We start from the raw sequence: 14,433 nt of genomic DNA, 5'->3' as shown, positions 1-14,433 counted from the left end.
ATCAAATACTATCAATGAGTTTTTCGCTGTCATCGCACATCCTGTACCCGACTCCCAGCTCGTTGATGATAAAGCTCTTCTTGCCCGGCTTCACTCCGAACTTCTTTCTTATATTCGCCATATTTACCTGAAGTCTCTTGGTGCTTCCCATGTCATTGTAGCCCCATACCTCTTTTACGATGAAACTGTATGTAAGCATCTTGCCCGGATGTCTGGACAGAAGATCGACTATGTTGTACTCAGTCTGAGTCAGCTTGATCTCCTCATCCCCTATGAACACTCGTCTGGCTTCGTAGTCTATGAGCAAATCCCCAGTCTGGAATTTCCCTGTCGGCAGTTCACTGTCATGTGCTTGGTAAAGCACTGTGCGGAGTGCAGATCTGACCCTGGCAACCAGCTCCTCAGAGCCAAACGGCTTGGTCACATAATCATTTGCCCCCAGGTTGAGCGCCTCCACCTTATCCTTCTCATCAGATCTCGCCGAGAGCACTATGACCGGCGTGAAATCCGTCTTTCTTATCTCCGTGAGAAATGCTATTCCATCCTTATCTGGAAGTCCCAGATCAAGTATCACTATGTCAGGTCTGTGGGACGCATACATCATAAGACCGCTTCCGCAGGATGTGGCTATGATCGTCTGATAGCCATTTGCCTGCATTAAAGTATCCAGCAGATTATTGATATTCTGCTCATCTTCTATTATCAGGACTTTATATTTGTTATTGCTCATCCGTAACCTCCTCTATCTTCAATGTAAATCTGAATACTGCACCGCCTTCCACGGAATTGTATGCGCTTATATCTCCGCCATGTGCTTTTATGATAGTCGCACATACCGACAGACCTATTCCGGCATTCTTTCTCTGCCTGCAGTCCGCGGACACCTCATTGGAGCTGTCTCCTAAAAGACTGCCATCAAACAGGTGTTTCAACCTATCCTCCGGTATTCCATCGCCATCATCCTGGATCTCAAACACAACCCTGTCGCCATCGCATTTCACATTCAATGCCAGATTCTTCATTCCCTCCGCATGCTGTACTGCATTCTCGAGGATATTTATGATAACCTGTTCTATGAGAATGGCATCCATCGGTATGATGACCAGCTCATCGGGCAGATTGACTTCCACCTCCTGATCAGGATATCTCTTTGCAAATTTGATGAGCACAGAATCTATAAGTTCATCCAGTGCTATGGGCGTCTTTATAAGTTTGATATCACCATCCAGTCTGGTGATGGACAACAGATTCTCAACCATACGGTAAAGCCACTGGGAGTCCTGTTGTATTCCCCTGAGCATCTTCTCCCTCTGTTCATCCGTGAACTCCCTTCCGTTCTCTATGAGGGCCGAGCTCGCACCATATATAGTTGTGAGCGGAGTCCTGAAATCGTGGGATACCGCCCTGAGCAGGTTCGCTCTCATTTTCTCCATCTCACTCTCTTTCTTGAGCATTTCCTGATACTTTATCTTGCTTGTAAATCCACAGGTGATAAACGCTATGGCTATCATGATTATCGCCGATGTGATATTTTCAGGTATAAGGAAATCTATCTTGAAATACGGAAATGTAAATGCAAAATTCACTATTATCACACTGACTATAGATGCCAGTATTCCATATACATACCCGTCAGTAAACACCGATATCAAAAATACCGAAAACACCATAACGGCCGGTATCAATATGTCTGTAGTAAATGTTGTCTTTATTATCAGACACAGTCCAACCCCTATGGCTATCACAACCAGCATCAACAGCACATTTTTTATAACATCCTTACATTTACACTCCGTATTATTTATGCTTTTTTGTATATTTATTTTTTTCATATGTATCAATCCCTTTGGATTATTTTAAAGAAAGCGCCACCAGTACACCTCATGTCACAAACGACATAGATCTTACCAGCGGCGCCCGCTTTCACACATTCAAGTGAAGTATATCATGCCTATAGTTAAGATGCAGATAAAGAATATATCATAAGGAATCCCCCCTTATGATATATTCTTCAAAGCTTCCTCAAGGGTGTGCCATCCGAGAACAGCACATTTTACCCTTGCCGGCATGTGTGCGATATCCTTGAGCGCAGACGCCTCCTCAAGCTGGTCTATCTCCTCATCTGTCGCCTCTCCCTGTATCATCTTCAGAAAGAGCTGCCCAAGCTTCAAGGCCTCCTCCTTGGTCTTTCCTATGATCATTCCAAGCATTATATCTGCCGACGCCTGGGATATAGCACATCCGTCTCCCACGAATGATCCATCCTCGATGACTCCGTTCTCAACCTTCAGTTTAAGCCAGATGTCATCACCGCAGTTGGGATTTACACCCTCCAGCACAACATTTGCTGCAGGAAGATCATATTTGAATTCAGGTCTCATATTGTGCTCTGTAAGGATCTCATTATAAAAATTCCTGTTTTGAATATTATTCTGCATATCCCATTCTCCTTCTCACATTTGCGACACTCTCCACAAATGCATCTACCTCTTCATCTGTATTGTAGAACATAAAACTTGCCCTTGTCGTATTGTACACACCCAGATGTACAAGCAGTGGCTGTGCGCAGTGATGTCCAGCCCTCACATCTATTCCATCCGCAGCCATGATCTCGCTGACATCATGCGGATGTACATTGTCTATGGTGAACGCCACTATTCCGGTGTGGTTCTCCGGCTTATCTGAACCGATGACATGTACGTGAGGAAGCTTTGCAAGTCCCTCCATGGCACGGGTCGTGAGCTCCAGCTCTCTCTTTTCTATATAGTCAAACCCAACCTCTTTGATGTAGCCTATAGCAGCCGCAAGTCCCGCAGCTCCTGCCGCATTGACTGTACCAGCCTCAAACTTGTGAGGCAATTCCGCATATACCGCACCATCTCTTGAAACCGAATCTATCATCTCTCCACCTGACATAAATGGAGGCATCGCGTCAAGCAGTTCCTGTCTTCCGTATAACACTCCTATTCCCATAGGTCCCATCAGCTTGTGGCCTGAAAATGCAAAGAAATCAGCGCCAAGCTCATGCACATCTATAGCCATATGCGGTGTACTCTGTGCGCCATCGACAACGACAACCGCGCCAAAGCTGTGCGCCCTGTCAGCCATCTTTCTGACCGGATTCACACATCCGAGGACATTTGACACATGTCCGACAGCAAGCAGCTTTGTGTGCTCGTTGATTCCCGCATTGATGGTCTCGTCAGTCAGCGTTCCATCCTTCTCGCAGTCGAGATATCTGAGAGTTGCACCTGTGACTCTGGCCGCCATCTGCCATGGAAGCATGTTGCTGTGGTGCTCCATGATGGTGACTGCTATCTCGTCCCCGGCTTTCAGATTGTTCAATGCGTAGCTGTATGCCACAAGGTTAAGGCTCTCTGTGGTATTCCTGGTGAAGATTATCTCCTTCTCAGAGTCAGCGTGAATGAAGTCCCTGACTACCTTCCTGGCACTCTCATAACACTCTGTAGCCTCAAGGCTGAGCGGATAGAATCCTCTGAGTGGATTCGCATTGCTCTTCTCATAGAACTCTCTCTCAGCGTCTATGACCACCTGTGGCTTCTGCGCTGTGGCCGCATTGTCTATATAAGCTGTGTCATTGTTTCTCAACAGAGGAAAATCCTCTCTATAATTCCTGTCTGTCATATTCCATTACCTCCGCAAGCTGCTTCTCCACCAGCTTCTCTGTGTTCTCGTCCTGGATCTTGCGGTAGAGGACCTCCATCTTGCCCTTGGTCATCATGTCCTCGGCTGTCTCCATGTCTATTCCCCTTGACGCGAAGTAGAATAAAGTGTCCTCGTCAAGCTCACCGATGGTCGCTCCATGTGAGCCCTCCACGTTCTCCTCTGCACAGAGGATGAGTGGTATAGTCTTGTTCACCACATCATCGCCGAGCAGCAGTACATTCTCAGTCTCAGCGCCCTTCGAATCCGATGAACCTGTCTTGAAATCTATCGAACCTCTGAATATCTTCTCCGCAGCATCCTTAAGTGTTCCATCCACCTGTATGTTGCAGTTGGTCTTCTTGCCTATATGGTTAACCACAAGGTTGATATCTATGACCTGCTTCTTCTGGCCAAGGTAACCTATATCCATGTTGGTTGAAGCACGCTTACCAATGAGCTCAGTTCTCACGCCGTTGTACAGATTGCCCTTGCCGATAAATATCTGAAGCACATCTAGCTGCCCATTCTCCGCACACTCACTTCCCACGTCGTTGAGTATGGTCGTGTTCTCATCCTGCATAAATATCTGTACAAGACGTATGTGTGCGTCCTTCTCTATATTAAAACGCGTACGGAATGCCAGGCTGCCACCCTCCGCATTCTCGCCAAATGTCTCTATGACTGTCATGTCTGAACCTGCATCTGCCTGCACGTAAGCATAACCGCTGCTGCCATTTGCCCCGGTTCCATTTATCAGCACGTGCACTGTCTGACCTTTATTGGTCTCGTCCGCAACGAGTACACTTCCTGCTGCCTGCTGTGCGAAGAGTATGTCCGCATCTCTTCCCGCACCAGTCTCTATTCCATCGAAATCAGAAGCCTGCTTATCAGCTTCCTTGCCGCCATCTATCTTCACACTGCATCCCGCCATGTCCGGATTCCAGTTAAGTGCTGTGTCGTTCATGCGAAGCCAGTACCATGTCTTTGCCGGGAGCTTGTTGATCTTCATCTCGTTATTGTTCTCCATGTCACCGCACCTCCTTAACCTATGCTGCCCTTCATCTCAAGACGGATGAGGTTGTTCATCTCAAGAGCATACTCAAGCGGCAGCTCCTTCGATACATTGTCTGCAAATCCACTGACGATACATGCTCTCGCGTCTTCTTCACTCATTCCTCTGGACATCAGGTAGAACACAGCCTCGTCACTGATGCTTCCTATCTGTGCCTCATGTCCCACATTTACCTTCTTGGTTCTGATATCCATGGCCGGTATGGTGTCCGAACGTGATATCGAATCAAGCATAAGTGACTGGCAGGAAACTGCTGCCTTGGAGTCCTCAGCCTCCTTTGTCACTACAACTGATGAACGGAATGTGCTTATACCCCCGTCCTTGGAGATAGACTTTGTGTTGATATATGAGCTTGTGTCAGGTGCCGCATGAACTACCTTCGCTCCTGTGTCAAGGTTCTGTCCCTTACCGGCAAATGTAACTCCGGTGAACTCCATCCTGGCGCCCTTGCCCTTGAGCACGCTCATCGGGTAAAGGTATGACACATGTGATCCAAATGAACCCGATACCCACTCGATGGTTCCACCCTCTTCAACTCGAGCTCTCTTGGTGTTCAGGTTGTACATGTTCTTGGACCAGTTCTCTATGGTTGAATATCTGAGCTTTGCGTTCTTGCCGACAAACAACTCCACACAGCCTGCGTGAAGGTTCGCCACATTGTACTTCGGTGCCGAACATCCCTCTATAAAATGGAGGTCTGCTCCCTCATCTACTATGATGAGTGTGTGCTCAAACTGACCCGCGCCCGCTGCATTAAGTCTGAAGTATGACTGAAGTGGGATCTCAACCTTTACTCCAGGTGGCACATATACAAATGAACCGCCTGACCACACAGCTCCGTGAAGTGCTGCAAATTTGTGATCATGAGGGGTGACAAGCTTCATGAAATGCTTCTGCACCATGTCTGCATACTCACCTGTGAGTGCACTCTCCATATCAGTGTACACAACGCCCATGTCCGCAACCTCCTGACGGACATTGTGATATACGAGCTCTGAGTCGTACTGTGCACCAACTCCCGCAAGGGATTTTCTCTCAGCCTGAGGGATTCCAAGTCTCTCAAATGTATCCTTGATATCCTCAGGAACTTCATCCCAGCTGCCCTTCATCTTGGTATTTGGTCTTACGTAAGTAACTATATTGTCAATATCCAGTCCCTCGATGGATGGGCCCCAGTCAGGCACCTGCATATTGTTGTATATCTGTAAAGACTCAAGTCTGAAATTCTGCATCCATGCCGGATCATGTTTCTCCTTTGAAAGCTGCTCAACTATCTCAGGTGTGAGACCAGCTTTAAGCTTATAGGCATCTTTGTCATCATACTTGAAGTCATATATATTTCTGTCTATGTCCTCTACATATGTCTTTTCCTTCATCTTCTATATCCTTTCATACTCTGCAAATCCAGACTCGTTGATCTTGTCCACAAGTGATGCGTCACCAGTCTCTATGATCTTGCCCTCAACCATGACATGTGTGTAGTCAACGGTGAGTGACTCAAGGATCTTGGTGCTGTGTGTGATGATAAGCAGACTTCCCTTGCAGTTCTTCTGGTATTCCTCGATACCTGCTGATACTGTACGGACTGCATCAACGTCAAGTCCTGAATCTGTCTCGTCAAGGATTGCCAGTGATGGCTTGAGCATCAGAAGCTGAAGTATCTCTGCCTTCTTCTTCTCACCACCTGAAAATCCCACATTCAGGTCTCTCTCCGCATAAGATGGATCCATCTGAAGGATCTCCATGGTTCTCTCAAGCTCCTTCTTGAAATCCCAGAGACGGATTCTCTTGCCGGTCTTCTGCTCAAGGGCATTTCTTATAAATGAGCTGAGTGTCACACCAGGCACCTCTAGAGGATTCTGGAATGAGAGGAATATTCCTGCCTTTGCACGCTCATTGACAGCCTCTTCTGTGATGTTCTTACCATCAAACCATATCTCGCCCTCTCTGACTGTATATCTAGGATTGCCCATAAGTGCATATCCAAGGGTTGACTTTCCGGTTCCATTAGGTCCCATAAGTACATGTGTCTCACCCTTGCCGATCTCCAGGTTCACACCGTGAAGGATCTGTTTATCCTCAACATCAACATGTAAATTCTTAACTTCCAATAATTTTTTATCTGACATCAGTCTGCCTCCTTTTATACCAAGCCCGGCAATTGCTTTATCACTTCTATATCCGGCGATTCAATTGTCCCGCTTTAATTATCTTTTTGCTTGTATCAAATTACTCTGCTCATTCCACATTTCTGGCTATATCCGCCAGTGTCTTACCCTGGAAATAATCCTGTATCAACTCCGCCAGTCCCTGCCATATCGGCAAAGTGTAGCACTGTCCGGATCTGTCACAGGTCATTGCGCTATTCTTCATGCATGCCACCGGAGCAAGTCCACCTTCCGTGAGTTCAAGTATCTCCCACAGTGTATATTCCTCAGGGGCTTTTTTGAGTCTGTAGCCGCCACCATGTCCACTGGCTGCCTCTATCAGATTTGCCTTGGACAGCATGCGCATTATACTCTCCAGATACTTCTGGGACAGTTCCTCTTTCTGAACTATTTCTTTTAACGGAATGAATCTGCCGTCGTGGTTTATGGCAAGGTCTGCCATGACCCTCAGGGCATATTCTCCCTTTGAAGAAATCACCATATCTGTAAATCCTCCTTACATATGAGTGTGATCACATTCCAGCCGCAAATACACGGTCATTCCAGTCATCACCCTCATCCGCCATTTTTTTGGCGTAATAAGTCAATATCTGACTCGCAAAAATAGGATATTCCCATTTACCTACTATGTCAATAGGTTAATACACAAAAAATAATAGAAGGTGCGGCAGCCTTCCATTATTTTTCATTATTTTGTCTATTTCAAGCATTTTATATTATTTATCCGTGCAGCAGTCTACTCATGATATGTTATTATCATCCCGCCTTTTCCCATATAATAGCTGCACAGTCCGCTTGCAGGTACGACGCTCACATCCGTGTCAAGCCATTCAGCCTTGATAAGATGCCCCAGTTTCTCTGCTCCATCCTCATTCATACAGTGGCTTATGACCAGCTCTCCCCCTGCAAATCCCGTCTCACGGAGAGTGTCTATCAGCTTATCATATGTCTTCTTCATACCTCTGAATTTGTGTCTGAGTTCAATTCGTCCACCAGGTGATGCCACACCTATTGCGGATATATTAAATCTATGAGCCGCATAACCCACAAGCTTATTTAATCTGCCCGCCTTTATCAGGTTGTCCAGACTCCCCAAGGCAAACATGACATTTGTGTTTCTCGCTATATTTTCTGCAGTCTTCGCTATGACATCAAACGAATCCCCATCATCCACACCGTCACTTACAGCCTGCATCAGACACCCAGGCATAGTTCCGGCACCACAAGTATTTATAACTGCAATATTCCTGCCGGGATTCTTCTCAAGTGCCATGTGTCTTGCAGCTATGGCACTGTTGTAACTTCCCGATAATGCAGCTGACAACGTAAATGCTATAACATTTTCCGCATCCCCCCACGCCTCAAGCCACGCATGCGGCGAAGGGCAGCTAGTTCTTCCGCCTGACCGGCAATTTGCAATATGTTCAAGCATCTTCTCTATATCTATACCCGGTTCGTCTATATAATCTGTGTTATCAACAGATATTACAAACGGAACCTCAGCATGATCTATATCTATATCTATTCCAGCCAGTCCATCCGGTCCATCCGGCACAAGCAGACTGCAGCCGGAATCCGAAACCAGCTTCCATCCATGATCATTTCTTTTCATCTCAACAACACCTCCATGCGCAATATGCATCACACAAGTATTATTAGATATTTTTTCTGTATTTATACATTTTAGACATTTTTTCTGGGAGCATAGATTTTACAAAAAAAGGTATGATCAAGCTGCACTCAACGCAACCTGATCATACCTTTTATTTAATATATAAATTATCAATTCTTAACCTTAACAACATCCTTCTTCCTGTACTTCTTCACCTCATACAGCTTCTCATCTGCCATAGTCATGGCATTCTGAAGGCCTTTCTTGTTATATTCTACGATCTGACAGTTTCCAAGCGATACACTCACTTTATAAGGCTTATCACAATGCTCATTAAACTTCTCAAATGAACTGTATACTTCCTCAGCAAATGCATCTGCAGCGTCAGAGTCCTTAAGGCCGAGTACAAGACAGCAATACTCGTCGCCGCCTATTCTGCCTACGATTCCATTATCGCCTACAGATTCAATCAGAATATCTCCTATAGTCTTAAGAGAGAAATCACCCTCATCATGTCCATATCTGTCATTGATAATCTTGAGACTGTTCATATCAGCGTAGAATACCGTAGCCGTCCTTTTCTGCTCCTCACATTCCTTGAGCAGCTGTAATGATCTGTCAAAGAAACCTCGTCTATTCATGATTCCTGTAAGGGGATCCTGTTTTGACAGATTGTCAAGCATAATGTTGTTTTTCTGCAGGATCGCCATACTCTCCTCAAGGCGCTTCATGATCTCCTCGTTCGTCTTGAGCAGATTGATCATCTTGACAGCAGCTGAGACCTGGTTTCCAAGAAACTCCCCATTCACCAGAACTCCTTCCGTGAGATCACACAGAAGAACTCCATAGAGTATTTCGTTGGAATACAGCGGCAAGAGTACATATATTCCAGCTCCTTCCACACCGAGGCTCTCAAAATCATAGAGATTTGATGATGACACCTTCTGGTTCACAGTGATCACACTGCTGACCTTCTCTTTAAGATCCTTAGTCTTGAGATATAACTGGTCAGGCAGTTCAAATGGCTCACCGATCAGATGTATTATTGGCTCTTTATATAAGAATATAAATGCATTCTCTATGTCCAGCCAGTCCATGGTGCCAAGAATCTCTCCATAACTTCTGTCGTTGCCTCTGTCAAAGCTCAAGACCTTCTGGATAAATGTTTTCATCTTGAACTGAGTCTTATTCCGCTCTTCCCACTGCTCTGAGAGCATATGGTTCATTGAGAGATATCCCTCAATGACATTCTTATTACGTTTTCTTGATCCGCCTTTTTTACAAAATGAATCTCTTCTGATAAACTCAGTAGGAAGTATCTTACTCTCAACCTGCTTGCCATCAATGAGCCTGACCATAAGATTTACAGCCTCTGAGCCAAGTTTTCCCGCGTCTGCGCGCACAGTCGAGAGCGTCGGATATATCTGTGTAGCCCACTCAATATCATCGTAACCCATGACTGATATATCTCTTCCCGGCAGAATATCCCTCGCCTTAAGTTCTTCATAAAAACCAGATGCACAGGAATCATTCACGCAGAACACTCCCTGCATATCTGGATTTCTGTCCAGAATATCTCTGAAAACCTCTTTTGATTCCGATGTAAGATTGCCCTCCACATAAAGCTCCGGATCAAACTCTATTCCATGAGCCTCAAGCGCCTCAATGTAGGTTCTCCTTCTCTCCTTTGCATCATAATTGGAGTCCGGACCGCCTATCATACCTATTCTTGTATAACCAAGTTCCTCAATCATGTAATTGAGTCCTTCTCTTATGCCTGCTCCATTGTCATATCTGACACAAATCTGATCCGGCTCATCTGCAGCCACTATCACACACGGCATCTGCAGATATCTTTTCATAAATTCTCTGATACGCTCCTTGGTTGCAAAGCAGCCAATACAACTCGATGCAACAATAACGCCGTCCAGATTCTCCTTTGTAACATAGGAGAACAGTGTCTGGTACTGATATTCATAATATATATCTGACGTTTCTGAGTATTCCCGGTCAAGGAACTTACCCGGAATAACAACTATATTGACATCAAGTGTCTTTGCTCTCTCTATAACCCCATGACAGAGCAGCCTCGTAAAATCATCCGTGATTCCGCCTACCAGAACACCTATCGTCTTTCTCTTCATAACTATCCCCCTTGACATTCTCTTCCAAAGGCGGGATCTTACTTGCTGACTGTGGATGCCACGATCTCCATATTGCCCTCAAATACTGGATTGCTGTATCCGTTTGGCAGGATAAAGTGATCACCCTTCTTTATAGCGTTTCCATCCACTGTTCCACTTCCAGAGGTTACAGACATGATAAGGAATGGCTTGTCGCCCACATTCAGCTCTGCCTTTCCCTCAACATCCAGCTTGTATACTGTGTAATACTTACATCTTATAAGCTCACAGAGTTCATTTGCCTTATCTGCCCTTACACTTATAATGCTGTCCTCAACCGGTTTTGCAGGAACTGTTATAACGTCTATGCTCTGCTTTACATGCAGATCTCTAGGCTTCCCATTGCTCAGTCTGTCATAATCATAAACTCTGTATGTGATGTCACTGTTCTGCTGTGTCTCAAGAAGTGTGATTCCGCCTTTGATCGCGTGTACTGTACCGGGATCTATCTGAATGAAATCACCCTTCTTAACAGGGATTTCTCTGATAAATTCCTTCCATTTCTTACCTTCGATCATATCACATAATTCTTCCTTTGTCCTTGCATTATGACCGATTACAAGTGTTGAATCTTCCTTGCAGTCAAGAATATACCAGCACTCCATCTTACCAAATGAACCATTCTCATGTTCTGCTGCGTATGCATCGTCCGGATGCACCTGAATACTCAGATCATCTTTTGCATCGATTATCTTTATAAGCAGTGGGAATCTGACACCATCTATGCCGCCAAACAACTCTCTGTGGCTGTCCCATAAGTCGGCAAGCGTATGACCTGCAAACTCGCCATTTTTCACTGTACAGTTGCCATTCTCATGTGCCGCAACTCCCCAGCACTCGCCTATATCATCGCCCTCAACATCATATCCGTATTCTTCTCTGAGCTTTGTACCGCCCCAGATATTGTGCGTAAACACGGGATTTAAAAAAAGTATTTCCTTGTTCATTGTCATTCTCCTCCTTTTGACGTACGGCAATTGTGTGCATATCCGTACGGTGTACACCTGTTACTGATTACACCATTCCCCAATTGCCTGTTCTATATAAGACGGTGAAGAAATCACATTTTTACACTGACCATGACTTCTTCACTCGTCATTTCCATGATAATGTATGTAACTGCTATTTTATTGCATCTGTTGCCTTTTTCTACATATTACAGTCTTTTTTCTGCCTTTTTAGTTTTTATGATTGCCAAAACCCTCAGAATCAAATTCAGCCCGGCTTACTGCCAGGCTGTCATAGTCTAAAAGTTTTGGCAATCACCTGCCATTACATTTCTTTTTAGAGGGGCCCCGAAGGCGGCGGGCACCGCCTTGGGAAATGAGAAAAAATTAATACAATTGCCGCGTATGAGTAGGGGCTCATAGCGATCTATAACTAACTATCTTCTACCGATCTCGGTATCAGAAGTTGTTACCACACTGTGTGACTTGATATAATCTACGATCTCATCAAGCTTTGTGAATGCAAGGCCAACATAGCTGTCAGCTGCACCGTAGTAAATGGCGATCTTTCCAGACTCGCTGTCGTGAATAGTAGCACATGGGAAGCATACATTAGGAACAAATCCACGCTCCTCGTACCACTCTTCTGGTGTGAGAAGGAAGTTCTCACAACGATACTTAACGATCGATGGGTTGTCGATATCAAGGATTGCTCCACCGATCGAGTATACATAACCGTTACATGTTCCCGCTACTCCATGGTAGAATAACAGCCATCCTTCAGAAGTCTCGATAGGGGCTGCACCGCCGCCAATCTTGAGTGACTCCCACCACTCGCTGCTCTTGCCCATGACATGTCTGTGCTTACCCCAGTAAACCATGTCTGGGCTCTCACTTACGAATATATCACCAAATGGTGTGTGTCCACTGTCACTTGGGCGTGACAGCATCACGAAATTACCGTTGATCTTTCTTGGGAAGAGAACTGCATTTCTGTTAAATGGAAGGAATGGGTTCTCGATTCTCACAAATGTCTTGAGATCCTTTGACTTTGCTATACCTATCGCTGCGCCATAGAAATCCTGGCACCAGATTGCATAATATGTATCCTCTACCTTTACAAGTCTTGGATCATATGCGTATATAGGCATGAACTCTTCACCGTTCTCATCAACAAACTTGATCTTCTCCTCGCTGATATTCCAGTGGATAGCATCCTCGCTCTCTCCGAGGTAGATGTATGGAATTCCATTCACCTGCTCGCCTCTAAATACTCCGACAAATTTTCCCTCAAATGGAACTACCGCACTGTTGAATATTCTTGCAACACCCTTTGCCGGGTTTCTTCCTATTATAGGATTCTCTGTATATCTCCAGATTGGAGCGTCATGATTGTCATTTGCCGGTCTGTCCTGCCATGGCACGTTTGGCACAGGCTCGCTGAACATTTTTACTTCTGACATAAGTACCTCTTTCTTCCGGCATCTTAGCCGGATTTTTTATTTTATTATCACGTTATATGGTATCTGCACAGGCAAAGGGCATACTAACCAACGTGCTGTTTCATCTGGCAGCCCATATATTATACTTTCTTACTTGTCGGCATTCTTAAGGAACTCCAGGTTCTTCTTGATAAGCTCACATCTCTGTGCTACGCACTCTACACTTCTTCCCGGATCAGATGGTGTGTTGAATACATAATCGATAAGTCTGTCAACTGTTGTTGTTGCAACATGCATTCTTGTATCGCTTGATGCGTAGTAGATGAACACCTCGTTGTTCTCGTTTACGATGGCGCCATTTGTGAATACAACGTTGGATACATCGCCGACTCTCTCCTCGCCGCGAGGTCCGATAAGCATTCCTGATGGCTCAGCGATAACCTTTGAAGGATCATTGAGATCTGTCGCAAATGCATAAAGCACGTATCTGAGACCGGCAGCTGTGTTTCTCACACCATGTGCGATGTGGATCCAGCCCTTGTCTGTCTTTATTGGAGGTGCACCTGCACCGTTCTTTGCCTCTGTTATAGTGTGGTACTTACGAAGACTTGTCATCTTCTCCTCGTCTATAACCGCATGCTCTATATCATCACAGAGACCGAATCCGATTCCGCCGCCGCTTCCTGTCTCGATGAAATCATCCATTGGACGTGTGTAGAATGCATACTTGCCATCTACAAACTCAGGATGAAGCACTACATTTCTCTGCTGTGGGGAACGAAGAGTCTTGAGGTTGTCAAGGCGCTCCCAGTGCTTTAAATCCTTTGTTCTCACGATACCCGCTGCTGCAACAGCTGCCGAGAGATCATTCACAGTTGTATCCTTGCTCTCTGAACAGAACACACCGTAGATCCATCCATCCTCGTGCTGTGTCAGTCTCATATCATATACATTTGTTTCCTCAGGACATACATCATCCAGAAGGATTGGATAATCCCAGAAACGGAATCCATCGATACCGTTGTCACTCTCAGCTACTCCGAAGAATGACTTTCTGTCATTTCCCTCTATTCTTGCGACAAGATAATACTTGCCGTTCAGGTAGATTGCACCTGAGTTCATGACAGCGTTAACTCCGAGACGCTCAATGAAGTATGGATTTGTCTCAGGGTTTAAGTCATATCTCCATGTGAGAGGTATCATCTCTCTTGTGAGTACAGGGTACTCATATCTGTCATAGATTCCATTATAGAAATCTGTCTTCTTATTCTTTCTCTCAAGAAGCTTGTTCAGTTTGTCAAGCTCTACATAATATTTCTCATTCATCATTTAGGCATTCTCCT

13 protein-coding genes are annotated in these 14,433 nt (G+C 45.2%); all 13 read right to left on the bottom strand.

Translation table 11 applies throughout. The features are described 5' to 3' along the window. Position 1: 1 nt before the first annotated feature. Positions 2 to 730, bottom strand: coding sequence for a response regulator transcription factor (locus tag DWX57_RS08505; protein WP_117550346.1), 729 nt, complete (start codon positions 728 to 730; stop codon positions 2 to 4). Next, complete coding sequence (locus tag DWX57_RS08500; protein ID WP_330410615.1) at positions 720 to 1,832, bottom strand: sensor histidine kinase; 1,113 nt, start codon at positions 1,830 to 1,832, stop codon at positions 720 to 722. Before DWX57_RS08500 ends, DWX57_RS08505 begins: the two co-directional genes overlap by 11 nt. Positions 1,833 to 1,997: 165 nt before the next feature. After that, positions 1,998 to 2,438 carry a Fe-S cluster assembly sulfur transfer protein SufU gene (sufU, locus tag DWX57_RS08495; RefSeq protein WP_004851759.1) on the bottom strand — a complete coding sequence of 147 codons (441 nt, stop codon included), beginning with the start codon at positions 2,436 to 2,438 and terminating at the stop codon, positions 1,998 to 2,000. Continuing rightward, the gene (locus DWX57_RS08490; protein ID WP_120123645.1) at positions 2,428 to 3,645 is read right to left on the bottom strand and encodes an aminotransferase class V-fold PLP-dependent enzyme; all 1,218 of its coding nucleotides are present in this window, start codon (positions 3,643 to 3,645) and stop codon (positions 2,428 to 2,430) included. Before DWX57_RS08490 ends, sufU begins: the two co-directional genes overlap by 11 nt. After that, positions 3,626 to 4,693 carry a SufB/SufD family protein gene (locus DWX57_RS08485; protein ID WP_120123642.1) on the bottom strand — a complete coding sequence of 356 codons (1,068 nt, stop codon included), beginning with the start codon at positions 4,691 to 4,693 and terminating at the stop codon, positions 3,626 to 3,628. Before DWX57_RS08485 ends, DWX57_RS08490 begins: the two co-directional genes overlap by 20 nt. Before the next feature lie 14 nt (positions 4,694 to 4,707). After that, positions 4,708 to 6,114 carry a Fe-S cluster assembly protein SufB gene (sufB, locus tag DWX57_RS08480; RefSeq protein WP_055224519.1) on the bottom strand — a complete coding sequence of 469 codons (1,407 nt, stop codon included), beginning with the start codon at positions 6,112 to 6,114 and terminating at the stop codon, positions 4,708 to 4,710. Positions 6,115 to 6,117: 3 nt separating this feature from the next. Next, positions 6,118 to 6,867: a Fe-S cluster assembly ATPase SufC gene (gene sufC, locus DWX57_RS08475; protein WP_004851768.1), complete on the bottom strand. Its 750-nt coding sequence runs from the start codon at positions 6,865 to 6,867 to the stop codon at positions 6,118 to 6,120. Between the two features lie 109 nt (positions 6,868 to 6,976). After that, positions 6,977 to 7,387, bottom strand: a complete 411-nt coding sequence (locus DWX57_RS08470; protein WP_015534709.1) for an RrF2 family transcriptional regulator — start codon at positions 7,385 to 7,387, stop codon at positions 6,977 to 6,979. Between the two features lie 255 nt (positions 7,388 to 7,642). Then, positions 7,643 to 8,518, bottom strand: a complete 876-nt coding sequence (locus tag DWX57_RS08465; RefSeq protein WP_120123640.1) for a DegV family protein — start codon at positions 8,516 to 8,518, stop codon at positions 7,643 to 7,645. A 170-nt stretch (positions 8,519 to 8,688) separates the two neighbouring features. Beyond that, positions 8,689 to 10,662, bottom strand: a complete 1,974-nt coding sequence (locus DWX57_RS08460) for a GGDEF domain-containing protein (protein WP_243106204.1) — start codon at positions 10,660 to 10,662, stop codon at positions 8,689 to 8,691. Positions 10,663 to 10,700: 38 nt separating this feature from the next. Continuing rightward, positions 10,701 to 11,648: a type I phosphomannose isomerase catalytic subunit gene (locus DWX57_RS08455; protein ID WP_243105863.1), complete on the bottom strand. Its 948-nt coding sequence runs from the start codon at positions 11,646 to 11,648 to the stop codon at positions 10,701 to 10,703. A 437-nt stretch (positions 11,649 to 12,085) separates the two neighbouring features. Beyond that, entirely contained in the window at positions 12,086 to 13,111 is a 1,026-nt protein-coding gene (locus tag DWX57_RS08450) for a glycoside hydrolase family 130 protein (protein WP_055224512.1), read from the bottom strand. A 129-nt stretch (positions 13,112 to 13,240) separates the two neighbouring features. Further along, a complete protein-coding gene (locus DWX57_RS08445) occupies positions 13,241 to 14,419 on the bottom strand; it encodes a glycoside hydrolase family 130 protein (RefSeq protein WP_120123636.1) in 1,179 nt (392 codons plus the stop codon). Positions 14,420 to 14,433 lie beyond the last annotated feature (14 nt).

Origin of the sequence: Coprococcus sp. AF19-8AC (assembly GCF_003603115.1) — a bacterium.
Lineage (GTDB): Bacteria > Bacillota > Clostridia > Lachnospirales > Lachnospiraceae > Coprococcus > Coprococcus aceti.
The sequence above is the reverse complement of the archived record's forward strand: the minus strand, read 5'-3'. Positions and strand labels throughout refer to the sequence as shown.

Bases quoted from the DNA above. Each gene is read 5' to 3' on its own strand.
- DWX57_RS08460 (WP_243106204.1), bottom strand. From the start codon at position 10,662: ATGAAGAGAAAGACGATAGGTGTTCTGGTAGGCGGAATCACGGATGAT.
- DWX57_RS08455 (WP_243105863.1), bottom strand. From the start codon at position 11,648: ATGAACAAGGAAATACTTTTTTTAAATCCCGTGTTTACGCACAATATC.
- DWX57_RS08500 (WP_330410615.1), bottom strand. From the start codon at position 1,832: ATGAAAAAAATAAATATACAAAAAAGCATAAATAATACGGAGTGTAAA.
- DWX57_RS08465 (WP_120123640.1), bottom strand. From the start codon at position 8,518: ATGAAAAGAAATGATCATGGATGGAAGCTGGTTTCGGATTCCGGCTGC.
- DWX57_RS08505 (WP_117550346.1), bottom strand. From the start codon at position 730: ATGAGCAATAACAAATATAAAGTCCTGATAATAGAAGATGAGCAGAAT.
- DWX57_RS08485 (WP_120123642.1), bottom strand. From the start codon at position 4,693: ATGGAGAACAATAACGAGATGAAGATCAACAAGCTCCCGGCAAAGACA.
- DWX57_RS08470 (WP_015534709.1), bottom strand. From the start codon at position 7,387: ATGGTGATTTCTTCAAAGGGAGAATATGCCCTGAGGGTCATGGCAGAC.
- DWX57_RS08450 (WP_055224512.1), bottom strand. From the start codon at position 13,111: ATGTCAGAAGTAAAAATGTTCAGCGAGCCTGTGCCAAACGTGCCATGG.
- sufC (WP_004851768.1), bottom strand. From the start codon at position 6,867: ATGTCAGATAAAAAATTATTGGAAGTTAAGAATTTACATGTTGATGTT.
- DWX57_RS08445 (WP_120123636.1), bottom strand. From the start codon at position 14,419: ATGATGAATGAGAAATATTATGTAGAGCTTGACAAACTGAACAAGCTT.
- sufB (WP_055224519.1), bottom strand. From the start codon at position 6,114: ATGAAGGAAAAGACATATGTAGAGGACATAGACAGAAATATATATGAC.
- DWX57_RS08490 (WP_120123645.1), bottom strand. From the start codon at position 3,645: ATGACAGACAGGAATTATAGAGAGGATTTTCCTCTGTTGAGAAACAAT.
- sufU (WP_004851759.1), bottom strand. From the start codon at position 2,438: ATGCAGAATAATATTCAAAACAGGAATTTTTATAATGAGATCCTTACA.